Origin of the sequence: Micromonospora sp. NPDC048839, assembly GCF_040649915.1 — a bacterium.
Lineage (GTDB): Bacteria > Actinomycetota > Actinomycetes > Mycobacteriales > Micromonosporaceae > Micromonospora.
Genome location: NZ_JBEZGL010000001.1, coordinates 368,768 through 391,239, shown reverse-complemented (window position 1 = coordinate 391,239; position 22,472 = coordinate 368,768). Strand labels below are relative to the sequence as shown.

General features: G+C 70.4%; 24 protein-coding genes and 1 pseudogene. 16 read left to right on the top strand and 9 right to left on the bottom strand.

The window, feature by feature from the left end:
• Positions 1–175 precede the first annotated feature (175 nt).
• Together AB0C25_RS01890 and upp are read right to left on the bottom strand one after the other, a co-directional pair.
• Positions 176–853, bottom strand: a complete 678-nt coding sequence (locus AB0C25_RS01890) for a GPP34 family phosphoprotein (protein ID WP_357368552.1) — start codon at positions 851–853, stop codon at positions 176–178.
• Positions 854–928: 75 nt separating this feature from the next.
• Complete coding sequence (gene upp / locus AB0C25_RS01885; RefSeq protein ID WP_357241488.1) at positions 929–1,561, bottom strand: uracil phosphoribosyltransferase; 633 nt, start codon at positions 1,559–1,561, stop codon at positions 929–931.
• Between the two features lie 126 nt (positions 1,562–1,687).
• Here upp and deoC point away from each other — a divergent pair, with 126 nt between their 5' ends.
• On the top strand, positions 1,688–2,716 hold the full coding sequence (gene deoC / locus AB0C25_RS01880; protein ID WP_357368550.1) for a deoxyribose-phosphate aldolase: 1,029 nt from the start codon (positions 1,688–1,690) through the stop codon (positions 2,714–2,716).
• 133 nt (positions 2,717–2,849) lie between these two features.
• Here deoC and AB0C25_RS01875 read toward each other — a convergent pair whose 3' ends face one another.
• A complete protein-coding gene (locus tag AB0C25_RS01875; RefSeq protein ID WP_357368548.1) occupies positions 2,850–3,044 on the bottom strand; it encodes a hypothetical protein in 195 nt (64 codons plus the stop codon).
• Positions 3,045–3,202: 158 nt separating this feature from the next.
• Between AB0C25_RS01875 and AB0C25_RS01870 the strand changes: the two genes are divergently transcribed.
• The 11 genes and pseudogenes from AB0C25_RS01870 (at position 3,203) to AB0C25_RS01820 (ending at position 10,637) form a co-directional block, all read left to right on the top strand.
• Positions 3,203–3,796 carry a hypothetical protein gene (locus AB0C25_RS01870; RefSeq protein WP_357368546.1) on the top strand — a complete coding sequence of 198 codons (594 nt, stop codon included), beginning with the start codon at positions 3,203–3,205 and terminating at the stop codon, positions 3,794–3,796.
• On the top strand, positions 3,796–3,954 hold the full coding sequence (locus AB0C25_RS01865; RefSeq protein ID WP_357368544.1) for a hypothetical protein: 159 nt from the start codon (positions 3,796–3,798) through the stop codon (positions 3,952–3,954). Before AB0C25_RS01870 ends, AB0C25_RS01865 begins: the two co-directional genes overlap by 1 nt.
• A complete protein-coding gene (locus tag AB0C25_RS01860) occupies positions 3,951–4,418 on the top strand; it encodes a hypothetical protein (RefSeq protein WP_357368542.1) in 468 nt (155 codons plus the stop codon). Before AB0C25_RS01865 ends, AB0C25_RS01860 begins: the two co-directional genes overlap by 4 nt.
• Positions 4,415–4,615, top strand: coding sequence for a hypothetical protein (locus AB0C25_RS01855; RefSeq protein WP_357368540.1), 201 nt, complete (start codon positions 4,415–4,417; stop codon positions 4,613–4,615). The genes AB0C25_RS01860 and AB0C25_RS01855 overlap by 4 nt, the downstream gene beginning before the upstream one ends.
• On the top strand, positions 4,612–5,502 hold the full coding sequence (locus AB0C25_RS01850; protein WP_357368538.1) for a DUF2637 domain-containing protein: 891 nt from the start codon (positions 4,612–4,614) through the stop codon (positions 5,500–5,502). Before AB0C25_RS01855 ends, AB0C25_RS01850 begins: the two co-directional genes overlap by 4 nt.
• Positions 5,499–5,943, top strand: a pseudogene (locus AB0C25_RS01845) (DUF3307 domain-containing protein). The gene AB0C25_RS01850 and the pseudogene AB0C25_RS01845 overlap by 4 nt, the downstream one beginning before the upstream one ends.
• Positions 5,944–5,960: 17 nt before the next feature.
• On the top strand, positions 5,961–6,182 hold the full coding sequence (locus AB0C25_RS01840) for a hypothetical protein (protein ID WP_357368536.1): 222 nt from the start codon (positions 5,961–5,963) through the stop codon (positions 6,180–6,182).
• A gap of 81 nt (positions 6,183–6,263) precedes the next feature.
• Positions 6,264–8,411, top strand: coding sequence for an FtsK/SpoIIIE domain-containing protein (locus AB0C25_RS01835; RefSeq protein WP_357368534.1), 2,148 nt, complete (start codon positions 6,264–6,266; stop codon positions 8,409–8,411).
• A 109-nt stretch (positions 8,412–8,520) separates the two neighbouring features.
• On the top strand, positions 8,521–8,760 hold the full coding sequence (locus AB0C25_RS01830; protein ID WP_357368532.1) for a hypothetical protein: 240 nt from the start codon (positions 8,521–8,523) through the stop codon (positions 8,758–8,760).
• A gap of 126 nt (positions 8,761–8,886) precedes the next feature.
• Complete coding sequence (locus AB0C25_RS01825; protein ID WP_357368530.1) at positions 8,887–10,113, top strand: helix-turn-helix domain-containing protein; 1,227 nt, start codon at positions 8,887–8,889, stop codon at positions 10,111–10,113.
• Between the two features lie 212 nt (positions 10,114–10,325).
• The gene (locus AB0C25_RS01820; RefSeq protein ID WP_357368528.1) at positions 10,326–10,637 is read left to right on the top strand and encodes a flavin reductase; all 312 of its coding nucleotides are present in this window, start codon (positions 10,326–10,328) and stop codon (positions 10,635–10,637) included.
• A 239-nt stretch (positions 10,638–10,876) separates the two neighbouring features.
• Here AB0C25_RS01820 and AB0C25_RS01815 read toward each other — a convergent pair whose 3' ends face one another.
• The 6 genes from AB0C25_RS01815 to AB0C25_RS01790 form a co-directional block, all read right to left on the bottom strand.
• Positions 10,877–12,724, bottom strand: coding sequence for a hypothetical protein (locus AB0C25_RS01815; RefSeq protein ID WP_357368526.1), 1,848 nt, complete (start codon positions 12,722–12,724; stop codon positions 10,877–10,879).
• Between the two features lie 63 nt (positions 12,725–12,787).
• On the bottom strand, positions 12,788–13,081 hold the full coding sequence (locus AB0C25_RS01810) for a hypothetical protein (protein WP_357368524.1): 294 nt from the start codon (positions 13,079–13,081) through the stop codon (positions 12,788–12,790).
• 248 nt (positions 13,082–13,329) lie between these two features.
• Positions 13,330–14,184 (bottom strand): hypothetical protein, encoded by an 855-nt coding sequence (locus AB0C25_RS01805; protein ID WP_357368522.1) that lies wholly within the window; start codon positions 14,182–14,184, stop codon positions 13,330–13,332.
• A 40-nt stretch (positions 14,185–14,224) separates the two neighbouring features.
• Positions 14,225–14,851, bottom strand: coding sequence for a hypothetical protein (locus AB0C25_RS01800; RefSeq protein WP_357368520.1), 627 nt, complete (start codon positions 14,849–14,851; stop codon positions 14,225–14,227).
• Positions 14,848–17,877: a bifunctional DNA primase/polymerase gene (locus tag AB0C25_RS01795; protein WP_357368517.1), complete on the bottom strand. Its 3,030-nt coding sequence runs from the start codon at positions 17,875–17,877 to the stop codon at positions 14,848–14,850. Before AB0C25_RS01795 ends, AB0C25_RS01800 begins: the two co-directional genes overlap by 4 nt.
• Positions 17,874–18,062, bottom strand: coding sequence for a helix-turn-helix domain-containing protein (locus tag AB0C25_RS01790; protein ID WP_357368515.1), 189 nt, complete (start codon positions 18,060–18,062; stop codon positions 17,874–17,876). The genes AB0C25_RS01795 and AB0C25_RS01790 overlap by 4 nt, the downstream gene beginning before the upstream one ends.
• A 126-nt stretch (positions 18,063–18,188) precedes the next feature.
• On the opposite strand from AB0C25_RS01790, the gene AB0C25_RS01785 reads away from it, so the two are divergent.
• The 4 genes from AB0C25_RS01785 to AB0C25_RS01770 all read left to right on the top strand — a co-directional run bounded on the left by AB0C25_RS01785 (position 18,189) and on the right by AB0C25_RS01770 (position 22,215).
• Positions 18,189–18,758, top strand: a complete 570-nt coding sequence (locus tag AB0C25_RS01785; RefSeq protein ID WP_357368513.1) for a helix-turn-helix domain-containing protein — start codon at positions 18,189–18,191, stop codon at positions 18,756–18,758.
• A complete protein-coding gene (locus tag AB0C25_RS01780; RefSeq protein ID WP_357368511.1) occupies positions 18,730–19,899 on the top strand; it encodes a site-specific integrase in 1,170 nt (389 codons plus the stop codon). Before AB0C25_RS01785 ends, AB0C25_RS01780 begins: the two co-directional genes overlap by 29 nt.
• A 68-nt stretch (positions 19,900–19,967) precedes the next feature.
• Positions 19,968–21,398 (top strand): aldehyde dehydrogenase family protein, encoded by a 1,431-nt coding sequence (locus AB0C25_RS01775; protein WP_357368509.1) that lies wholly within the window; start codon positions 19,968–19,970, stop codon positions 21,396–21,398.
• Positions 21,391–22,215, top strand: coding sequence for an aldehyde dehydrogenase family protein (locus AB0C25_RS01770; protein ID WP_357368507.1), 825 nt, complete (start codon positions 21,391–21,393; stop codon positions 22,213–22,215). The genes AB0C25_RS01775 and AB0C25_RS01770 overlap by 8 nt, the downstream gene beginning before the upstream one ends.
• Positions 22,216–22,472 lie beyond the last annotated feature (257 nt).

The window sequence follows — 22,472 nt, the reverse complement described above, 5'->3', positions numbered from 1 at the left end:
AGGGGGCCGCACCGGGCACGACCACCCGGCCGCCCGCCTCCTGCGTGTCCTTTGCTCTGCTTCAACCCACGCTACGAAAACGGGCCTGGAGTGTTGCCTCCGTTGAAGCAGAGCAAAGGACGCAAGCAGCAGGGGCCGACGCCTGGTCGCACCCTCCGAAGACCGCCGGGCGGGGTCAGCGGCGGGGGCCGAGGGCCTGGTCGACGGCCCGGCCCAGGGCGGCGACGACCAGGCCGACCGAGGGACGGACCACCGAGTCGTCGGTGCTCACCTCGCCGGAGAAGCCGGCGCCGGTGGCGATCTCCTCCAGCCGGCGGCGCGCGTCGGCGGCGGTCTCGCCGTCCACCCCGAGCGCGGACTCCATCCGCAGCACCACGACCAGGGTGGCCAGCGCGGCGGTCCGCTCGTCCGGGGCCGCCGCGCCGGTCAGCGCCTCGGCCAGCCGCTTCCGGGTCTCCGCCTCCACGGTGGCGTCCACGACCGGGTAGCGGTGCACGTGGATGAAGCCCAACTCGGTCTCGTCCACGTCACGGATCACACCCTGGCTGCACAGGTCGCCGAGAATCCGGTCCCGCAGGCCGTGCCGCAGGCGCTGCACCCAGGAGGCCGGGCTGTGCGGGGTGTCGGCCGCGACCCGGCCCAGCACCTCGTCCGCGACCGGCTCGCCGGTGGGCGTCGGGTCGATCACTGCCAACGAACCGTCGGCGTACGCGATCCGGCCGGCCAGGGCCAGCTCGACCAGCACCGCGGCGGCCATGCCCAGGTCCAGGCTGATTCGCGGCATGGTCGCCTTGCCGGTCGTGTCGTCGTAGGCGAGGAGCAGCAGCTCCTTGGCGAGAGCAACACCAGTCATGGCCGGAGACGGTAGCGGGTCCGTGCACACCGCGCACGGACCCGCCCGACCCGACACCGACCGGGTGTACCGCCCTCAGAACCGGGGCATGCCGCCGAACTGGCGGTCGCCCGCGTCCCCGAGCCCCGGGACGATGAACATGCGGTCGTTGAGCCCCTCGTCGATCGAGGCCGTGACCAGGCGCAACGGCAGACCGGAGCGTTCCAGCCGCTCGATGCCGACCGGCGCGGCGAGCACGCAGAGCACGGTGATGTCGGTGCAGCCGCGGTCGGCCAGCAGCCGACAGGAGTGCTCCAGCGAGCCACCGGTGGCCAGCATCGGGTCGAGCACCAGCACCGGCAGGCCGGCCAGGTCGCGGGGCAACGACTCCATGTACGCGCGTGGCTCGTAGGTCTCCTCGTCGCGGGCCAGGCCGACGAAGCCCATCGAGGACTCCGGTAGCAGACCGAGCGCGGCGTCCGCCATGCCCAGGCCGGCCCGCAGCACCGGGACCAGTAGCGGCGGGTTGGCCAGCCGGGTGCCCTCGGTGCCGGTGACCGGCGTCTGCACCGGGTACCGCTCGACGGGGAAGGTGCGCGCCGCCTCGTACACCAGCATGGTGGTCAGTTCGTGCAGCGCGGCCCGGAACGTCGAGGAATCGGTGCGCGCGTCCCGCATGGCGGTCAGTCTCGACTGGGCCAGCGGGTGGTCAATGACGTGTACGTCCACGATCGCTCAACCTACCGGTCCGTACGGCCCGCCGGTGCGGGTGCGGTCGGACCAGCGACGCCGCTCACGTCCGGCGGGCGGCTGTGAGCAAGATCACGTGGCGTTCCGGTGCGTAGACTTCGGGGCATGACGGCGACAACGACGTCGGCCCGGTCGGAGCTCTCCGAGCTGGGACGATCCGAGACCGCTCTGCGGACCTTCCTCCACGGCCTACCGGGCGTGGACCAGGTCGGCGCGGAGCAGCGGGCGGCACAGCTCGGCACCCGATCCATCAAGACCACCGCCAAGGCCCAGGCCATCGACCTGGCGATCCGGATGGTCGACCTCACCACCCTGGAAGGGGCGGACACCCCCGGCAAGGTGCGGGCGCTCGCCGCGAAGGCGCTGCGCCCCGACCCGGCCGACCTGTCCTGCCCGCACGTCGGCGCGGTCTGCGTCTACCCGGCGATGGTCCCGTACGTCGCCGAGGTGTTGCGCGGGTCTGCTGCCGGGTCCGGGCGGCCATCCGGCGAGCCGGGACGTGCGGGGGGCGCCGCGCCGGCCGGACTTGGCATTGTGCACCTGGCCAGCGTGGCGACCGCGTTCCCGTCGGGTCAGGCGCCGCTGGAGATCAAGCTCGCCGACACCCGGGCCGCCGTGGCGGCCGGTGCCGACGAGATCGACATGGTGATCAACCGGGGCGCGTTCCTGTCCGGGCGCTACCAGGAGGTCTACGACGAGATCGTGGCCACCAAGGACGCCTGCGGCGACGCCCACCTCAAGGTGATCCTGGAGACCGGCGAGCTGGCCACCTACGACAACGTGCGGCGGGCCTCCTGGCTGGCCATGCTGGCCGGCGGCGACTTCATCAAGACCTCCACCGGCAAGGTCCCGGTCGCGGCGACGATGCCGGTGACCCTGGTGATGCTGGAAGCGGTCCGTGACTTCCGCGAGGCGACCGGCCGGCAGGTGGGCGTGAAGCCCGCCGGGGGCATCAAGACCACCAAGGACGCGATCAAGTACCTGGTGATGGTCAACGAGACCGTCGGCCCGGACTGGCTCGACCCGGACTGGTTCCGCTTCGGCGCGTCCAGCCTGCTCAACGACCTGCTGATGCAGCGCACCAAGCTGACGACCGGCGTCTACTCCGGTCCCGACTACTTCACCCTGGACTGATCGACTAACACCGCTGACCTGCGGTGAGGGCTACTAAAGCGGCCCTGACCTGCGATTTCACGTCTCATCTATTCCCGGCGGATCTCAACAGATCCCGCCACCATGTGCCCCGGATGTGCCCCACGACAGACCGTCACTCTTTAGCGGAGGCGGTCACGTCGGGTCGCCGGGGCATCTTGGCGCCTGGCTCCCGGGTGTACCAGCGGATGAAGTCTCGGAGCACGGCCGAGCGGTCCAGCCCGAGCGAGCCGACGCTGGCCCCGAACCTCTCCCAGAGCGTCGAGTCGATGCGAATGGGCCGCGTGGGCGTGCCCCGTGTCGGTGCCATGTGCTCTCCCCTGCCGTAGATACACGCCGAGACTACGGGGTTGCGGTGTAGCTACACAAGGACGTACGGTGTAGCTACACCCGAACCAATAGGGCGGCCCCCGGCCAAGCGATTCCAGCGCTAACCGAGGGCCTTGATCAGGAGGCGAGTCCCGACCCATGAGCATCATCGCATCCGCGTCCGTTCCGCCGTCCCACCGGCTGATCGACGCCGACACCACCGACCTGACCGCGATCCGCCGCCCGGCGACGACCGGCGACCTGTTCCCCGTCAACCCGCCCTACCGGCCCGCCCCGCTGGCCGAGCGCATCACCGCGTTGCAGGCCGCGTACGCCCTGCCGTTGACCGTCGACGAGCTGGCCGCACGGCTGGGCGTCGACCAGGCCGCGATCGAGACGGCGACCGCTTCGAACGCCGCCGGCCAGGGATGCCCCGCGTGGTGCGAGCAGGACCACACGGGCGAGATCACCCAGATCGGTGACCTCGTGGTCAGCACGGTGCACATGCGGACCGTCGCCGAGCTCGTCGGCGAATCCTCCGAGACCGGGGTACCCCTCGCCGCGGACGTGACCGTGGAGATGTTCACCGAGCGCGGCGAGGTCATCGAGGCGGCTCAGGTGCAGTTGCAGATCGCCGACGACGCGGACCGCACCGGCAACCGGGTCATGGGTTGGACGGGCACCGTCGAGCAGGTCGAGCAGTTGGCGTACGCGCTGCTGGCCGCTGCCCGCACCGTCCGGGCCGGCCGCTGATGGGCCGCCGCTTCGACCGCCTGGTCGCGCGCACCGTTCTGGTGTGCGCGGCCCTGGCCGGCCTCGCGTTCGCCCACAACCACACCACCCAGCCGTGCACCGCCGACCAGGTTGGCGCCGGCGGCATGTGCGTGACCGTCTCGGCGGTGGCCCGATGATGAGCTGGTCGCGCGAGCAGCTCGGCGAGGCAATCGCCCGGATGGTCAACCGGTATGGCGAGGCCGAGCGGCAGTTTGCCCGACACCCGCTCACCTCGCCGGAGGGTCGCCTGGCGGGCCGGGCGGTCCGCCGTCGGGCCGCCGCCATTGAGCGCCTGGCCCGCGCCCTGGTCGATGCGCCCCTGACCCAGCCGAAGCACCCCACGTGGTGCGTGCCGAGCATGTGCACCGTGGCCACCGTGCCGAGCGGCGAGCACCAGACCGAGCCGCTGCGCATCCGCGACGGCCTGTTCGCCACGCTGCGCCAGTCCGCGGCCGGTAGCCCGCTGATCGCCGTCGAGGAGTGGGACCAGCCCGGCGACCCGGAGCCGGTCGAGTTGGTGCTGCTCGACGTGCCCGACGCGTTGCTGCTGGCCGACGCCCTGAACACCCTCACTGACACCGCTTGGGGGATCCAGTCGTGAACGAGTACGAGCTGCTGTTGCTGATCGTGGGCGGCGGCCTGGCCGTCCCCGCCACCGTCGGGTTGATCGCCCGTCACCTGGTCCACCGTCACGCCGACCAGTACGGCCAGGCGTCCGCCGCCCACGGCCGCGCCCAGGTCGCCAACGCCGAGGCCCGCCGCCGGGCCACCCAGCGCACCAAGGAGATGGCCCGATGACCGCCCCCGCCAGCGCGCACCCGCGCACCATCGACGACCTGTACCCGGGCGCGCTCGCCCTCACCGACCAACTCGGCGAGGTCCCCTCGCGGAACCGGCTGATGAAGGAATTCAAGATCGGCGTTCCGAAGGCGACCGAACTGCGGGAGCGGCTGATCGCCGGCACCGACCGCCCGGCCGAGGTGGACACCGCCCCGCCGCCGGTGGACCCGTGGGATTACGCCGAGCCGATCGGACCGGAACCGGCCATCACCGACGAGGAGGTCCGGCAGGCGGTCGCGGAGGCTCAGGGCGGCGTGGACGGACACCCGGGCCAGGCCGAGACCGACGAGCCGGACCAGCCGCGCCGTCGGTGGTTCCGCCGGCAGAAGAGGGCCAAGGCGTCGGCGCAGGTCCCGGTTGACGGACACCCGGGCACGCCACCGCCGCCCGCACCCGCATCGGCACCCGCGCCGGCACCCGCATCGGCCCCGGCTGATGCCGCCGAGCGGAAGTCGCTCATCCGGATCCGCTGGGGCGTGCGTCTGGTCCTCGTCCTCGGGGTGGCCGCGAGCATCGCCGGGAACGTGCTGCACGCCCGTGACGAGTTCATCAGTCAGGTCATCTCGGCCTGGTCCCCGCTGGCGCTGCTCCTGACCATCGAGCTGATCTCCCGGGTGCCGGTGCACTCCCGCCGGCTGGCCGTGGGTCGGTGGGCTGCTACGGCGATGATCGCCGGTATCGCGGCCTGGGTGTCCTACTGGCACATGGCCGCGGTCGCGGCCCGCTACGGGGAGACGAATGGGTCGCAGTACCTGCTGCCGCTGTCGGTCGACGGCCTGGTGGTCGTGGCCTCCATCTGCCTGGTCGAGCTGGGCGGCCGGATCGCCACGGCGGCGAAGCGATGAGCACTGCCGACTCCGCAGCCGTGTTCGTGGCCCTGTACGCCGCTCACCAGGTGGCCGACCACTGGATCCAGACCCAGCACCAGGCCGACCACAAGGGCCGTACCGGCTGGGTCGGGCGGTGGAACTGCCTCAAGCACGTCACCACGTACGGCGCCGCGCAGCTCGTCGCCCTGGCCCTGCTCGCCGCGGTCACCGGGTGGCGGCCGACGCTGGCCCCGGTGGTGGTCGGCATGGCCGTCAACCTGGCCACTCACTACATCGCCGATCGACGTACCCCGTTGTTCCGGCTGGCCCTGGTCACCGGCTCGGGAGCGTTCTGGAAGCTCGGCGCACCGCGCCGACCGCGACGACAACCCGTCGCTGGGCACCGGGGCGTACGCCCTTGACCAGTCCTGGCACGTCGGGTGGCTGTTCGTGGCCGCCCTGATCATCTCCGTCTGACCGAAGGGAACCCAGCCATGGGCCTGTTCAGCAGCAAGCCGAAGCCCGCACCGCCGATCAACCGGGACGTGGTGAGGAACCTGCTCAAGCTCGGCATGGCCGAGACCGACGCCGCCGACCGCGACATCGACAGCCCCGAGTTCGACGCCGCTAAGACCAAGTTCGAGCGCGCATTTCGCGCCGCTGCGCCGGCCGACCAGACCGCCGCCTACGAGGCCCTGCGGCGACACGGCTACTGACCCGAACCAAGCGCGAGGCCCGGCCAACGCATTCCACCGCCCGGCCGGGCCTCGCTTCCCCACCAAGGAGGAGTGATCAGCATGGCAGAGCCCATCCACACCGGCGACGACCTGGAGCCGGTCGTCCCCGCGCCCCGGCCGGGAGAGCCGGACTACTTCGACCCGCGCGGCGAACAGCTCGCCATCGAGGGCGGCCAGGAAGACGGCCCACCGGTCGACCCGCCCCGCACCTCGACGACGTTCGCGGACATCACCAGCCGCTACCAGGGCGACCGCAAGCCGATCGTGCCCGCGTCGCTGCGCTCGAAGGCCGGGCGGCACGCGCTCATGGTCGAGGCGGTGTCGTTCGTGACGTACTCCGCGGCCATCCACATCACCCGCTCGCCGAAGTACGCGGCCAAAGTGGTGTGGTACGCGCCGTGGGGCGTCGCCCGGATCACCGGCAAGACGATCCGGTGGACGTTGGACCTGGAAGGCGAGCCGTTCCGCCAGCACGCCGCGAACCGGCTCAACACCCAGGACTACCTCGACCTGTCCCGGCAGCGCGACCGACGCGTCGGCGGCCGGGTGTGGAAGCTCGCGCCCATCGTGCTGCTGCTGATCGTCGTGGCCGGCCTGCTCGTGTTCGTCGCCCCCTGGTGGGCACAGGCCCTCGCCGCCGCCATCGTGGTGCCGTTCCTGGCGCACGTCGGACGGCCGATCGACGCGCCGATCCTCGACCGCGTGTTCAACGCCGAGCGGTTCATCCGACTGACCGCCGGCCTGACCCGGGCGGCGATCCTGGCTTGCTCGGTGAAGGGCATCAAGGACGCCCGAGACATCAAGTTCGTGCGCGACATCAGCCGCGAGGGTCCCGGGCATGAGGCCCTGGTGCTCCTCCCGGCCGGGGTGCTGGCCACCGACGTGATCGACGAGCGGGAACGGCTGGCGTCCGGGTTCCGGCTACCGAAGACGCAGGTGTGGCCGGCGACCGTGCCGGGGCAGCACCCGGGCATGCTGTCGATCTGGGTGGCCGACAAGCCCGTCAGCAACATGCAGGCCCCGGCGTGGCCGCTGCTGGAGTCGGGCACGTTCGACTACTTCACCGGCACGTTCGTCTACGGCCACGACGAGCGGATGCGCCCCGTCGAGTACTCCCTGGCCGAGAAGAACAGCCTGTTCGCCGGCATCCCCGGGTCGGGTAAGACCCTCGCCGCCCGGGTGGTGCTGCTCGCGGCGATCCTGGACCCGCTGGTCGTGCCGGTGGTGTTCGACTTCAAGGGCTCCGGGGACGTCGACTGCCTGGAGCCGCTGTGCCCCGAAGGGCTGTATGGGTCGGGCGCCGACGAGGTCACCAAGGCCAACGGGCTCAACGCCCTGGAGTGGCTGCTCAGCGAGTGTGACGAGCGGGCCCCGCTGGTCCGCAAGTACGCGGCGCAGGGCATGAACAACGCCAACAAGGTCAACCGGCGGATGGCTGAGCACGACGCCCGGCTCCGGCCCCTGGTCGCGTTCTTCGACGAGCTGCAGGAGCTGCTGACCGACCCGATCCACGGGAAGCGGGCGAAGTTCCTGCTCACCTCGATCGTGAAGCGGGGTCGGGCGCTCGGGATCCACATCGTGTTCGCCACCCAGCGCATCGACAAGGAGTCGGTGCCGCGCGGCATCAGCTCGAACATCGCCCTGCGGACCTGCCTCGCGGTCACCTCCCACACGGAGACGGACCTCGTGCTCGGCACCGGCTCGTACGCCCGCGGCGCCCGCCCGACAGAGTTCGAGCCGGGCGACTCCACCGGGCCGAAGGACTCCGGCTGGGGCTACCGGGCCGGCGCCGGACCGACCCGACCGTGCCGGTCGTCGTACGTCGACAACCCGGCCGCTGAGAAGGTCGTCGCCAGGGCGATGGAGATGCGCCACGGTGAGCAGCCCGTCGAGGTACCGCGCATCGCCCTGCGGAACCTGCTCGCCGACGTCCGGCAGGTGTGGCACGAAGGCGAAGAGGCGTTGTGGTCGGAGCTGATCGTGCCCCGCCTCCAGGCCCTCGACCCCGAGGCGTACGCCGACCTGACCGTCGAGGTGTTCGGCGCGTGGATGGCTCGCGCCGGCGTGAAGACCGAGAGCATCGGCCGCCGGATCGAAGGCAAGCCGACCACCCGCAAGGGCGTGAAGCTGGTCGCGCTCGAGGCCCGGATCGCCGAGAAGACGGCCGAGACGATCGCCTCCACGGACCTCGCTGAGGTCGAGTCCTGATAGCCCCGGTGGGGTCTAGCGCTAGCCCCCCTGCTAGCCCGTCTGGCCTGCGGAAACGACGCTAGACCCCACTACCGCCCAGCCCCCGATTTCGGCCTGTGGAGGCGTTGTGAGAGGTCCACTGACAGCTAGCGCTATCGTCCTGATCGCCGCCCTGATCTACGTCGTGCGGATCGCCCTGTTCCCGTTGAAGGACTGCGGCTGCTGCAAGGGCCACGGCGTGCACCGGTCGGACAGCAACCGCAAGCACTCGCGGCGCTGCTGGTGGTGCAAGGGGTCCGGGAAGAGGTGGCGCATCGGCCGCCGGGTGTGGAACCGGATGCGGCAGAAGCACCGCGAGGCGCACTGACCCAGCACGGCGAACGGCCCGCCAGGATCGCGCCTGGCGGGCCGTTACGGGTGTACCGTCCGAAGTGGCAGGCCCGCCGGTTGTAGCGGTCGGCGGGCCGCCCCAGACCGCTACCTGGGAGCCCTGATGACGAACCCGACCACCGGCGACAACCTCGCCCGACTCCGCAGAGCCGCGAAGCTGACCCAAGAGCAGCTAGCCGAACGCGCCGCACTGAGCGTCGAGACGGTCCGCAAGCTGGAGCAGAACAAGCGCGGATCCGCGAGACTGGAAACACTGCACACCTTCGCCCGCGCGCTCGGCGTGCCGACGACCGCACTGCTCGGCGACACGTCCGAGGCCGCAGCCCGCCGGGAGCCGGATCACCTTCCGCTGTCGCTCGCCGAGATTCGACGGACGCTGACACCTGCGCGCAGCCTGGCGGGCGTGGCCCGCGTCGAGCCCGACACGCCGCCGCCCACCGTGGATGCTGCGCGTGCGCGGCTGCGCAGGGCTGACGCGGCGTACCACCGTGGCGACTACGCCGCCGCGCTGTCCGCGTTGCCTGGGCTGCTCGACGACACTCGGCGAACCGCTGAGGCCGAGGGAACGGCGAGTGCCCATGCAACTCTGGCGCGGGTCAGCTACCTGACGGCGGAACTGCTGATCCAGATGCGTGCCGGCGACCTGGCGTACGCGGCAGTGGCTTCGGCTCTTGACGCGGCCTCAGCCGCGGGCGATCCGGTGCTGGGCGCGTCGGCGGTGAAGGGGTCGTCGTGGCTGTTGCTGCGGCAGGGCCGCCTCGTCGAGGCCGAGCAGGTCGCGATCTCCACCGCCGACCAGATCGAGCCCCGGATGAGGCGGGCGGATCCCGCCGAACTGGCCGTGTGGGGGTGGCTGCTGCTCGCTGGCGCCGCAGCAGCTGCGCGGGACAACCGGCCCGACGACGCCACGGCGCTGCTGGATTCGGCAACCGCCGCGGCGGCGCAGCTGGCCGACCGGCCCGTCGCCGGTGGGCACCTGGCGGTCCTCGGTGGGTTCCGGGCAGCCCGGGTCGACATGATGCGCGTGGAGGCCGCGGCGGTGTCCGGCGATCCGGGCCGGGTGCTTCAGTTGGCCGAGCGGGTGCCGGTCGGGCAGACAACCGCGACGTCGTGGCGTCGTCACCGGTTGGATGTGGCCTGGGCGCACACCAACCGTCGGCAGTACGCCGATGCCACCGCGGTGCTGACGGAGCTGTCGCATCAGGCGCCGGCATGGCTGCGGCACCAGCGCTACGCCCGGGACATCGTGCAGACGATCGACGGAGGCCGGCGGCGGGCGATGACGGATGATCTAGCCGCGTTGGCTGACCTGGTCGGATACACGCACTAGTACGGAACGTGCGACCGACGTCACTCATCGTCGCATGTCGTACGGCCTATGCCTGGAAGGTCGCCGAGCTACCCGCGAACCTCGTGGTGAGGGTCCGGCGCCGGTTGTTCCCCCGTAGCCGCTGGCTCCGGACCCTCACCCGAAGGGCGGGGGGCGTCCGAGCCGGAGAATGACCGGGCGCCCCTCTGCCACTGATGGAGGGGCGCGCGCTGATGATGTCCGAGGTACCGACCACCGTCCGCGCCGCCCAGGAAGCCGAGCACGCCAGGGGGCAACAGGCGGTCGCCACCCTCGACCGGCGGCTCAACGGGCAGCACACCCCGCACCGGCCCCAGTGGGACTGCGGCGCGTGTGGGCAGGATTGGCCCTGCGATCCGGCGCGGGTCCGTCTGGCCGAGACGTACGGGCGGGACCGTGTCGGTCTGGCCATGTACCTCGGCGCGGTGTACGCCGCGGCCGTCGACGAGCTGCCCGCCACGACGACGGGTGAGACGTGGACCCGGTTTGTCGGCTGGGTGCGCTGACCGGTGGGCACCATCCACCGCGGTGACGAAGGTCTGCACCATTCAGACTGGTCGCACCGGTGGTCCGGCGGCCCGGCCGACGAGGCGGGCCAAGCCGCGTGGCAGGGGGCGCTCAAGGCACACATGGAAGACCACCGCCGCGGTGAGGACATGCGACCGTCGACGGCAACTCAGGGGCGCACGTCAAGCGGGGCGTGACCAGCAACGCTGGTCACGCCCCGACCTGCGCGAGCTGCCCGTCAGTGCACGCCCTGGAGCGCCAGGTCCTGCATCACCTGACGCAGAGAGAAGCGGTCGCTGTAGGCCTTGACCGTCAGGTTCTCCACCACGATGCCGCCGCCGGCGCCACCGCCGCGGCGGTTCGGCCATTGCACGTCCCCGCCCAGCCAGTCCCGCACCACCGTCTCGGCGATCGACCGGGACCGCCCCAGGTCGCCACGCTTCGGGATGAACGCCTCACCGCCCGTCTCCCGCTCCCCGTAGAGGACTGTCGGCGCCTTCGCGAAGTGAGCGTTGAGCATGCCGCCCGCGGCAAAGTGGTGGTCAATGCCACCCCACCGGCGCACCTGCGTACCCTGCCCGACAATGCGATGGTCCCCGTTGGACTGCACGGTCACCGTGACGGTCTTCCCCGTCAGGTTGTTGACCTTCTTCTGGAAGGTCTCCAGCTTCGACATCGCGCTGGCCGTGTCCGCGTTGATGGTCGTCGGCACGTTGCCCGGGATTCTCAGCAACGACGCGGCGAGCTCCTCCGCCTTCGTTTTCGACAAGCCCGCTTTTTCCGCCATGGAGATGAGCGCGGCGCGGTTCGTCGCATACGCGGCGCTGGCCTGCCCTGCGCCGATCTTCGACTGCTCACCGGCCGCGGTTTCCTGGTTGAAAGCATCGGCCATCGACAGCAGCGCCAATTTGTTGGCGTCGGCGCGCTGCTGGTTGGTGAGCTTCTCTTTGCTGTTCTCCCTGATCGACTCCGCCGCCTGGCGGGTCGCGTCCCGCGAGGCGATCTGCGACCGGGCGAGCCCAATGTTCGAGTCGACCAGTTCGTCGGCTTTCTGCTTCGCGTTCGTCAGCCCGGCGGCGGCGGCATTGGCGTCTCCGGCCAAGGCTTGGAACCCGCCGGACAGGTTCAGCGCCGACGACTTCGCCCCGTCCTGCGACTCGGTCATCGAATCGAGCAACTTTTTGCCGCCCGGGATCTTGTTGACGAAGTATTCGAACGCCTCGGTCAGAAAATTGAGGACCATTCCGACGTTCTTGATGCTGGATTCGAGAAGAAAGAAGACACCCTTCAGCGCCAGAGCCATCGAATTGCCGTTATCCGACAGGCTGGCAAATACCTTGCCGACTTCACGGCCAATGCCCTCAACCCCCTTACCGATAACCGTGATGATGGGGCCGGCCTTGGTGATCGCCCGAGTAATGCCAGCCAAGGCAAGCTGAGCACCGCGACCCACGGATTGAGTGAATGGGGCAAGCCACGTCGCGGAGACGTCAAAGATCCTTTTCAAGTCCGGGAGCATCCCGGCGAACGCGCTCTTGGCCACCTTGATCGCTTCGAGAGAGGCCGGCACGAACCGGCCCGCCGCCTCCTGGAGCTGCTTGCCCGCCTTCTCCTTCAGGTCACCAAACGCCGCAGCGACCCGGGCGTCCTTCGACGCGATCATCACCCCACCGACGAGACCACCCAGACCAGCGCCGCCGACCACCGCAGCGCCGATCGCCGGAGCGGCGGCGAGCGCCGCACCGACGAGCACGGCCGACACCGCCAGGGCGACCTGCGGGCCCGCCGCGGTGACCGCCTTCGAGATGCTGCCGCCGACCGCACCACCCAACTCGGCAACCTTGCTCAGCCCATTGCCGATGCCCCGCGCGAATCGCTTGCCCGCGCTGTCGCCAGAGTTGGCCCACTTACTGGCCTGCTCGCCGAGCTTCTGAAAGCCGCGCCCCCACTGCGCCAGGCCCTTGCCCAACGTGCTGTTCATCTTCTCGGCCTGGTCGCTGACCTGCTTCAGGTTCCGCTCGACGGACTGGATACCCGGGCTGGTCTTGTCCCGGACGAGGATGTCTGCCTCAACGTCCCTAGCCACTACTCCCACCCCCTAAGTCACTCGATGTCGGGGCCACGGCTTCAGCACCGCGGCCCCGACCGGTCAGAACGTGTACTGCGAGAACCGCGGCTGCTGCGACTTCCTCGGAAGACCAGCAGCCACACTGGCGAACGTGTGCCGGACGACCGCGTCGACGCCCAGGCGGCCCAGCTCGGCAACGAACGCCGCCACCGCCGACGGCGAGCCGTCCACCAGCAGCAACTGCCCCTGCCGGTTCTCCAGGCTGGAGTACGGGAACAGGTGAGCCACCTCCGGCGTCGCCACGGGCAACCCCCGCACCAGCGCACCATCGGTGCCCACGGCCACCTCAACCGGACCATCCATCGTGATCAACATCAGGACTCCTTCTCGTCGAACCACCACCAGCGTGGTCGCGTTTCTCTTGACCGTCGAGATATCCCGGTTGGGATAGTTGGATCTCGAACTATTTCAGTAACGGTGCGCTGCCGCCCGGTCACTCGACCCTTTGGAAATGACAGCCGTCTTCAATCAGAGAGAGAGAAAGGACAGGTACCTCGGGGTGGCCGGGGGTCCATAAAAGGGAAGAAACCGACATCACCTGACCTCTTATGTCCGTTTCTGGGTCAGTGCGCGCCGGCCATGGCACGGATGAGTGCGCCCGCCTTCGTTGCCACCCGCGACACCTTGCGCTGTTCGGTGGGCAGTGCGCCGTCGGGCGGGTAGAAGCCGGGTTCCCAGCCCAGCTCGACGAAGACGGCCAGCTGCATGTGGTCGTCGACGTGGCGGGTGAGGAACTGGTAGTGCCGAGGGCTGATGGGCACGTCGAAGGCCGATTCGTTGCCGACCTGTGGCCGGCCTTCGACGAGGCGGATCAGGTTGCCGGTGGAGTGGATGAGCTTGAACAGTTCGAGGTAGAGGATCGCCTCGTGCTGGTCCTTCTCCGTGCCCCTCTTCGGTGTCCAGCGGCCGGATGCCGGGTCCCGTAACTGGCGCACGTGCTCGGCGATGTCGCTGACGTTCATGAACTTGCGGGTGGCCTTGTCGGCTCCGGCGACCGCGGTTCGAGCGAAGGGCACGAGCATCGCGTAGAGCTGGCCGGCTGCGGTGCGGGCAGCGGCGATGGCGTCGGCCTCGTGGTGTCGGGCTGCCTGGTCGGCGAGGGTGAGGATGGCGGGCTTTCCCCGGGGGTTGCTTGCCGGTGGCGCGCACGCGGCGAGGGCGGCCAGGTGGGCGGCGGCCTGGTCGAGGGTGATCTCCCCGGTGGCGACCTGCTCGGGTAGGCGACGCTCGCGGGAGGCGGCCTGGTCGATGGTCACCTGAGCTGCGGCTCGCAGCTGGGCGGCGGTGGTGAGGTGGGGTCGGATGGCGTCGCTCAGTGGATCGGCGGTTGCGCCCGTGAGGGTGCGGAACCGGGCGAGGGTGGTCTGGAGGTTGGTGATGCGCTGGAGCTGCTTGTCATGGTCGGCTGCCGGCTGCATGGGTTGGTCCCTTCTGGTGGGTGGCTGTTGGTCTGGTGGCTTATCGGGGGCGGCGTCGCCGGTTGTGCGGGCGTCCAGCGCGGCCCCTGCCCGTACCTCGCGGCGTGGCCGGTTCGGGCGTGTGCGTGGCGCTGGGCGGGCTGGACTGCTCGGTGATCGCGGGCCGGCAGTCGGCGCAGGTGCCGTACTGGTAGATGAGCGGGCCGAGTTGGACCATGCCGGCGTAGATGCCGCCGCCGCTGGCGAGGTCGCCGCACTGGTGGCCGCAGGCGTCACAGGTGGTGTCAGCGGTGCGGGGCGCGGCGGTGAGCATGGCGCAGTCGGGGCAGACGACGAGGCCCGGTTTCCAGGCGGCGGCGATGACGGGCTGCGGCCGGTCGTGGGTGGGTTGGTGCCGGCAGGTATCGGCGGTGCCGGTGGTCCACCGGATCCAGGTGTCGAGCAGTCCGAGTCGCAGCCAGCCGGGGGCGTCTCCCGGGTCAAGTCTGTGCGTGTCGGTGGTGCCGAGGGTGGGACCGGCGGCGGCCGTCATGATCTGGGTGGCGTGGCCGGCGGCGGCGTCGTCCTGGTCGAGGTGAGCGGTGGGAGTGACGGCGCGGATCTGGCCGATCAGGTCGCCGTAGAGCGGGTGAAGCATGAGTTGCTCCAGTGCCAGGGTCGGGGTCATCGGACGGCCTCGCAGTTCGTCACGTGGTGGTTGGAGTCGATCGGCCAGCCGCAGACGGGGCAGGCGTCGTCGAAGGGCAGCAGCGCGGCGACCGGCAGAGCAACTGCGGGGTCTGCGGGGTGTGCGGGGTGTGTTTCAGCGCTGCCAGTGCCACCCGTTCCGCCAGGTGCGCACTCTGCGTAGTCACTTCGTTCAACCTCGGGCGCGTAGGGTGCAGAACCAGACCCCGCAGACCCCTCAGACCCCGCAGCCATGACGCTCGACATGTCCGATGCGACCTGGATTCGCCAGAGTTTGACCTTGTCTCGGTTGCTGCCGGCCGATCGCGCGGCCAGGTTCCCGGCCCATCGGCCGTCGCGGTTGCGCAGCCACATGCCGAGTGACTTGCTGATGCCGGGCGGACCCTGCGGCGCGCGCGCGGCCCGCTCAGCCAACTCGCCGGGCAGCGCGTCGAGTGAGATCGGCCGGGCGTTGAGTAGCCCGTCGCCGCCGACGTCGGCCAGCAGCTCCTTGGTCGTCCAGATCCGATCCCCGTAGGCGCGGTGCACGGCGTGGAGGAAGTCGCCCCACTCGTCGTCGTCGCTGCCGACCTCGACCTGAGTGGACGCGTGGTCAAACTGCCCTTCGATTCCGGCAACGCGCAGGATGGCCTCGACGGTGCGGACCCATCGGGCGTACCCGTCGGAGGCACGCTCGGGCGCCAGGTGCTGCCCGGCGGCGACCCACGCTTGCACGATGGTCAGCAGCGCGTGGAGCAGCTCGGCGCGGTGCTCGGCCGCCCACACCTCCGGGTCGCCGATCTCGAAGCCGGTCCGCAGCTCCGGCCGCGGCACGCCGGGGTCGATGTCGATGGAGATGGTGCGGCGGGGGATGTCGCCACCGAGGTTGAGGTTGTTGCCGGTGATGACCCACAGCCGGTCGTTGGGCACGCCGACCCATGCGGTCGCGCCGAGCGGCCGGTCGCCCCATTCGGCCGAGGTGAGCAGGCCGGCCATGGTCGACGAGCGGAGCACCCCGGAGAGGTTGTCGAGGACGACGACGGGGCCGGTGGTGTGCGACAGCACCGATGTGACCTGCTTGCGTAGCTCGGAGTCGTCCTCGGGGACCTCGGCGCGGAACACCCCGCCGTGCACGATGCGGACGACCTGGGCGAGCTTCGTCTTTCCGGATCCGCGTTGGTGGGCGCCGATCGCGATCAGCTTGTACGGCGGCGGCGTGATGGCCCGCAGCAGCGGTGTGATGAGGGCGCCGATGTAGTTGGCGCGGGCGTGCGCGGTGACGAACGGGAAGCCGCGGAGCAGGATGTCGAGGGTGTTGACGGCGGCCTGGACGTCGGCGCGGGTCGGATTGGCCGGCACCGGTGCGATCGTCAGGCCCGGCTCGGGCAGGTACAGCAGCCCGGTCGCCCGGTCGTAGCCGGGCGCGGAGATGAGGCTTCCATCGGGCCGGAAGACGGGCGAGTGGATGACGCCGCGCAGCCGTCGCAGGTTCGGCAGCATGTCGACGGCGTTGATCGCGACCCGGGCGGCTGCGGCGGGGAACATCGCCGGGGCGGGTTCCCAGTCCTCACCGCGCTTGACGAGCTTGTAGCAGTTGTAGGTGTACTGGACGCGGGCGGCGATGTAGTCGTGGGTCGCGAGGCGGACCTGCGCCGGGCCGTCGTGGTCGTCGGGGTTGTCGCGCAGCGGAACGTACCCGTTTTCCCCTTCGCGGGGTGTGTGGACGATGTGGGGGCCGCGGCTGAGCATGCCGGCGAGTGGCCCGGTGCCGATGTTGTCGCGTAGCCAGTCGGCCATGGTGGCGGCGTTGCCGACGTCGAGGTCCGGGCGGCGTGGTGCCGGTGCGACCTGCCGCGCTGGCTCGGTGGCCTGTTGGGTGGCGGACGGGCCGAGCAGGTCGCGGAGTAGCTGCTGTTGCTCGGCGGCCGGGTTGGGGAGCGGGGTGCCGTAGCCGGCGGCGGCCAGGGCGCGGGCGCCGGCAGCGTGATCCCCGCCGTGGTGCAGCGCGACGTAGGCACCGAACTTGGAGTACGAGTCGCCCTCTTCGAGCGGGTGGGCGCTGGTGGTGAAGACCCGTAGCCGGTCGGTGCCGAGCGCGTTGGTTGACGCGCTGGTGCCGGTGTTCTTGCCGGGCCGCGTCCAGTAGCGGACGTCGCCGTCGCGGTAGTGCTCGCGCCAGCCGGCCGGTTCGAGGATCTCGGCCCAGTCGGTGCGCGCCGCGTAGTCGTCGCCCGGACTGGTGCCGTCACCTCGCTGCCGGGGCAGGGTCGGGGTGGGGTCGGGGCGTGCCGGTTCGGGCATCAGGTCCAGGACGCGGAACAGGCGGTGCAGTTGCTCCCGCTCGGCGGCGCTGATCGTGGGCACGGTGCCGGGCCGCCCGGCGATGAACTGCCACGGCTGACCGGTGGGGTGGGTTGGCCCGCAGGACGGGGCGACGACGACGTAGCCGCCCTCACCGCGCGTCTCGGCCAGCACCTTGGTCTTCTCGGCCGGGTTTGTGGCCAGTTCGGCGGCGGTGGCCGGGCGGCGGGCGAGCTTGAGGTTGCCGGGCACGGGGGCGTCGGCGAGCCGGTAGAGGATGTGCACGCCGCCGGAGGGGGTGCGCTCGAGGTACGCGTCGGGGCCGGCGGTGAGGCGGTGCCACAGGCCGGTGAGGTCGGCCCCGTCGACGAGGGCGGCGAGTCGCTGCCAGGCACCTTCGGTGACGGCGCGGCCTTCGAGCTCGACCATTTCCAGGCCGCCGGAGATGCTGCCGCAGACGAGGCCGATGCCGGTCGGGTGGGCGGCGGCGAGGGCGGGCCGGGGGTACTGCTCGGCCTGGTAGCGGGACCAGGTGCCGACGCCGGGGCGCTTGCTGCCGTCCGCGGCGGTGGGCAGGACGCAGTACCCGTTGTCGTGCCAGGCGAGGGCTGCGTTGCGGACGGTGTCGCGTGGATCGGCGGTGCCCAGTACGGTGGTGCTGGTCTCGCTGATCGGTACACCGGCCGCCCCGTTCGCCGCGGGGCGGCCGTTCTGCATCACGGTCATGCGACCTTCGCTCCGACCTGGTCGTCGAGCCACTTCTCAACGTCCTCCCAGCGGTACCGGACATGCCGGCCCACGGGTGCCCAACGTGGCCCCTTCCGGAGGTAGCGCCACTGGGTGAGCGTCTTCTCCGGAACACCAAGGAACTCGGCCACCTCACCCGGCCTTGCCAGCGCCCGTCTCGACATTGGATACATCCTTCTGTTGTCCATAGCGCTCGAAATGATCGCTACACCGATCACAACGATGCACGGCACGCCGAGACATGTCAAGTTGTCTTGCGATGGCATCACTTTGATGTCACGATCGGCGGCGTGGCAGACGAGAAGACAGCGAAGAACCCCCTCGGGCCGGTCGGGGAGGCGGTTCAGGCGAACCTGAAGCGCCTACGACTAGATCGCGGATTCAACTTCAAACAGGTGTCCGACCGACTGTCGGCGATCGGCAGACCAATCCCCGTGCTCGGCCTGTCCCGCATCGAGCGCGGGGCCCGGCGCGTCGACGCCGATGACCTGGTGGCTCTGGCGATCGTGTTAGAGGTCGCCCCCGTGACACTCCTGATGCCTCCAGCGGATGACGTCGAAAGCCCGCCCGACGTGCCACTGGCGCCAGGGGTGACGGTCACGTGGCAGGCGGCCTGGCGCTGGGCTCTCGGCGAGCAGCCCTTGATGGAGGTGGGCGAACGTGCCAACCGCCGTGATTCGCGCGTCGCGGCCTTCATCGCTGCGAACCGGCCCCACGAGGACACCCCGATCAGCGAGGCCGCCCGCGCGCTGACTGCCAGGGCTTCGGGCCCCTATCACGCGGTTCTGCGCTACGACGGCGTACGCACGTGGTCGCAGCTTTCCTACGGAGATGTCGACGAGGCTGATGGCGAGCGTTAGGAAACGCGACGACGGGCGGCCGAAACCGTGGCTGGTCCGGTGGCGGGATGAGGCCGGCGCCGAGCGCAAGAAGTCGTTCGCGCGGAAAGCTGATGCCGACCGGTTCCGCGCCGAGGTTGAGCACTCGTTGAATGACGGTAGCTACGTCGACCCGAAGGCCGGGAAGATCACGTTCCAGGCGTACGCCGAGGACTGGCGGGCGGCCCAGCAGCACCGGCCGAACACTGCGGCGCGCAAGAAGTCGCTGCTCTTCAAGCACGTCTACCCGGCGATCGGTGGCCGCCAACTGACCACGATCCGGCACAGCACGATGCAGGCGTTCATCACGGGCCTGTCGCCGGCGCTGGCCCCCAGCTCGATCGAAACCGTCTTCCGCACGGTCCGGTCGATCTACTCGGCGGCAAAGCGGGACCGGCTGATCAAGTTCGACCCGTGCGCGGACATCACGCTCCCGGAGCTACCTCGCGTCAAGGTTGTGCCGCTCACCACCGGGGAGGTCTCGGCGCTGGCCGCCGCGGTGAAGCCGCGGTATCGCGCCCTGGTCGAGTTCGACGCCGGAACGGGCCTGCGCCAGGGCGAGGTCTTCGGGGTGGAGGTCGACGACATCGACCGCACGGAGAAGACCCTCACGGTCGAGCGGCAGATCCAGCCGGCGGCCGGCGGCGGCGTGGTGGTGTGCCCGCTGAAGAACCGGCACAGCTACCGGACCGTCCCGCTCGGGAAGGCCATGTTCGAGGTCCTGGACGCACACCTGGCGGCGTACCCGCCCGTCGCGGTCGAGGTCCTGGACGTCACCGGCCCGAAGCCGGTCACGCGGATGGCCCGGTTCGTGTTCGTCGACGACGCCGGGCGCCCGCTCAACCGGAACACCTTCAACGAGTCGGTGTGGCGGCCGGCACGCGAGCAGGTGGGGCTGCCCGAGACGACGCAGCATGACCTGCGGCACTTCTTCGCGAGCCTGCTCATTCGGGCTGGGCTGAATCCGAAGGTCGTCGCCGAGCGGCTGGGCCACCGAGACGCGACCCTGACTCTGAACACGTACAGTCACCTTTGGCCGGACGATGACGACCGGTCGAGGCAGGCGATCGATGACGTCTTCGGACGCGATGTGCCCCACATGCGCCCCAAGGAGCCGAAGTGATCTACGCCAACGCAGGTAGATCCGGATGTGATCTCTGCCCTACCTACTTCACCCTGGACTGATAGCCGATGTTCGAATACGCCCCCGCCCCCGAGTCCCGCTCGGTGGTGGAAATCAAAAACGCCTCTGGGTTGTATATCGGTGGGGAGTTCGTCGACCCTGCCGACGGCGGCAGCTTCAAGTCGATCAACCCCGCCTCCGAGGAGGTGCTGGCCGAGGTCGCCGAGGCCGGCGCCCAGGACGTGGAACGCGCGGTGCGTGCCGCCCGCAAGGCGTACGACAGGGTCTGGGGTCCGATGCCGGGCCGCGACCGGGCGAAGTACCTGTACCGGATCGCCCGGCTCATCCAGGAGCGCTCCCGCGAGCTGGCCGTCCTGGAATCGCTGGACAACGGCAAGCCGATCCGGGAGAGCCGCGACGTCGACCTGCCGCTGGTCGCCGCGCACTTCTTCTACTACGCCGGCTGGGCCGACAAGCTCCCGCACGCCGGTTTCGGCGCCAACCCGCAGCCGATCGGGGTCGCCGCGCAGGTCATCCCGTGGAACTTCCCGCTGCTCATGCTGGCGTGGAAGATCGCCCCGGCGCTCGCCGCGGGCAACACGGTGGTGCTGAAGCCCGCCGAGACCACCCCCCTCACCGCGCTGCTGTTCGCCGAGATCTGCCAGCAGGCCGACCTGCCGGCCGGTGTGGTCAACATCGTCACCGGCGCCGGCGACACCGGCCGCGCGCTGGTCGAGCACCCCGGCGTGGACAAGGTCGCCTTCACCGGCTCCACCGAGGTCGGCCGGGCCATCGCCCGGTCCGTCGCCGGCACCCGCAAGAAGCTCACCCTGGAGCTGGGTGGCAAGGCCGCCAACATCGTCTTCGACGACGCGCCCATCGACCAGGCCGTCGAGGGCATCGTCAACGGCATCTTCTTCAACCAGGGGCACGTCTGTTGCGCCGGCTCCCGCCTCCTGGTGCAGGAGAACGTGGCCGACCGGGTGCTGGAGTCGCTGAAGCGGCGGATGGCCCAACTGCGGGTCGGTGACCCACTGGACAAGAACACCGACGTCGGCGCGATCAACTCGGCCGCCCAGTTGGAGCGGATCCGCGAGCTGTCCGACGCCGGTTCCGCCGAGGGCGCCGAGCGCTGGTCACCGCCGTGCGAGCTGCCCGACCGGGGCTTCTGGTTCGCGCCCACCATCTTCACCGGGGTCACCCAGGCCCACCGGATCGCCCGCGAGGAGATCTTCGGCCCGGTGCTGTCGGTACTCACGTTCCGCACGCCGGCCGAGGCCGTCGAGAAGGCCAACAACACGCCGTACGGGCTGTCGGCCGGCATCTGGACCGACAAGGGCTCCCGCATCCTGTGGATGGCCGACCGGCTGCGCGCCGGCGTGGTCTGGGCCAACACGTTCAACAAGTTCGACCCCACCTCGCCGTTCGGTGGCTACAAGGAGTCGGGCTACGGTCGCGAGGGCGGCCGGCACGGGCTGGAGGGGTACCTCAATGTCTGAGCGGGTCGCCGTACGCAAGACGTACAAGCTCTTCATCGGCGGGAAGTTCCCGCGCAGCGAGTCGGGACGGTCGTATCTCGTGCAGTCCTCGAATGTGTCACTGGCCTCCCGCAAGGACGCCCGGGACGCGGTGGTCGCCGCCCGCGCCGCCGTGAAGGGCTGGGCCGGCGCGACCGCGTACAACCGGGGTCAGATCCTCTACCGGGTCGCCGAGATGCTGGAGGGCCGCCGCGAGCAGTTCGTCGCCCTGGGCATCCCCGGCGACGAGGTGGACGCCGCGGTGGACCGCTGGGTCTGGTACGCCGGCTGGGCCGACAAGCTCGCCCAGGTGTACGGCGGCGCCAACCCGGTCGCCGGCCCGTACTTCAACCTCTCCGCGCCCGAGCCGACAGGCGTGGTCGCGGTGGTCGCCCCGGAACGCCCGGCGCTGCTCGGCCTGGTCAGCGTGATCGCCCCGGCGATCGTCAGCGGCAACACGGTGGTGGTGGCGGCGTCACCGTCGGAGCCACTGGCGGCGGTGACACTGGCCGAGGTGCTGGCCACCTCCGACCTGCCCGGCGGGGTGGTCAACATCCTCACCGGCGCGATCACCGAGACCGCGCCGGCGTTGGCCGCGCACATGGACGTCAACGCGATCGACCTGACCGGGGTGGCCGACGCCGCGCTCGCCACCGACCTGGAGGTCAAGGCGGCGGAGAACCTCAAGCGGGTCCTCCGACCGGCGCCCGCCGACCACGACTGGTCGACCGACCCGGGTCTGGGCCGGATGACCGTCCTGCTGGAGACGAAGACGGTGTGGCACCCCAAGGGGGTGTGAGTCGGTATTCGGCCTTCTGGTTTTCCGGGGGAGCCCGCCCACTCCGGGCGGTCAGGCTTGATCCCTGCGTGGGCGGGCTCCCCCGGAAAACCTGACCTGGGCCGGGTTCGTCGGGTGGGTCAGCTCACGGGTTCTGCCTCGGGTCGGGTTGCGCTGGCGATCATGGGGTTGACGGGGTTTTTGATCTCGCTCGGCCCGGTCAACCCCATGATCATCGCTGGGGAGAGGTGGGAGGGGCGGGGGGTCTACTACCGGGG

Bases quoted from the DNA above. Each gene is read 5' to 3' on its own strand.
- AB0C25_RS01890 (WP_357368552.1), bottom strand. From the start codon at position 853: ATGACTGGTGTTGCTCTCGCCAAGGAGCTGCTGCTCCTCGCCTACGAC.
- deoC (WP_357368550.1), top strand. From the start codon at position 1,688: ATGACGGCGACAACGACGTCGGCCCGGTCGGAGCTCTCCGAGCTGGGA.
- AB0C25_RS01875 (WP_357368548.1), bottom strand. From the start codon at position 3,044: ATGGCACCGACACGGGGCACGCCCACGCGGCCCATTCGCATCGACTCG.
- AB0C25_RS01870 (WP_357368546.1), top strand. From the start codon at position 3,203: ATGAGCATCATCGCATCCGCGTCCGTTCCGCCGTCCCACCGGCTGATC.
- AB0C25_RS01865 (WP_357368544.1), top strand. From the start codon at position 3,796: ATGGGCCGCCGCTTCGACCGCCTGGTCGCGCGCACCGTTCTGGTGTGC.
- AB0C25_RS01860 (WP_357368542.1), top strand. From the start codon at position 3,951: ATGATGAGCTGGTCGCGCGAGCAGCTCGGCGAGGCAATCGCCCGGATG.
- AB0C25_RS01850 (WP_357368538.1), top strand. From the start codon at position 4,612: ATGACCGCCCCCGCCAGCGCGCACCCGCGCACCATCGACGACCTGTAC.
- AB0C25_RS01840 (WP_357368536.1), top strand. From the start codon at position 5,961: ATGGGCCTGTTCAGCAGCAAGCCGAAGCCCGCACCGCCGATCAACCGG.
- AB0C25_RS01835 (WP_357368534.1), top strand. From the start codon at position 6,264: ATGGCAGAGCCCATCCACACCGGCGACGACCTGGAGCCGGTCGTCCCC.
- AB0C25_RS01825 (WP_357368530.1), top strand. From the start codon at position 8,887: ATGACGAACCCGACCACCGGCGACAACCTCGCCCGACTCCGCAGAGCC.
- AB0C25_RS01820 (WP_357368528.1), top strand. From the start codon at position 10,326: ATGATGTCCGAGGTACCGACCACCGTCCGCGCCGCCCAGGAAGCCGAG.
- AB0C25_RS01810 (WP_357368524.1), bottom strand. From the start codon at position 13,081: ATGTTGATCACGATGGATGGTCCGGTTGAGGTGGCCGTGGGCACCGAT.
- AB0C25_RS01805 (WP_357368522.1), bottom strand. From the start codon at position 14,184: ATGCAGCCGGCAGCCGACCATGACAAGCAGCTCCAGCGCATCACCAAC.
- AB0C25_RS01800 (WP_357368520.1), bottom strand. From the start codon at position 14,851: ATGACCCCGACCCTGGCACTGGAGCAACTCATGCTTCACCCGCTCTAC.
- AB0C25_RS01795 (WP_357368517.1), bottom strand. From the start codon at position 17,877: ATGACCGTGATGCAGAACGGCCGCCCCGCGGCGAACGGGGCGGCCGGT.
- AB0C25_RS01790 (WP_357368515.1), bottom strand. From the start codon at position 18,062: ATGTCGAGACGGGCGCTGGCAAGGCCGGGTGAGGTGGCCGAGTTCCTT.
- AB0C25_RS01780 (WP_357368511.1), top strand. From the start codon at position 18,730: ATGTCGACGAGGCTGATGGCGAGCGTTAGGAAACGCGACGACGGGCGG.
- AB0C25_RS01775 (WP_357368509.1), top strand. From the start codon at position 19,968: ATGTTCGAATACGCCCCCGCCCCCGAGTCCCGCTCGGTGGTGGAAATC.
- AB0C25_RS01770 (WP_357368507.1), top strand. From the start codon at position 21,391: ATGTCTGAGCGGGTCGCCGTACGCAAGACGTACAAGCTCTTCATCGGC.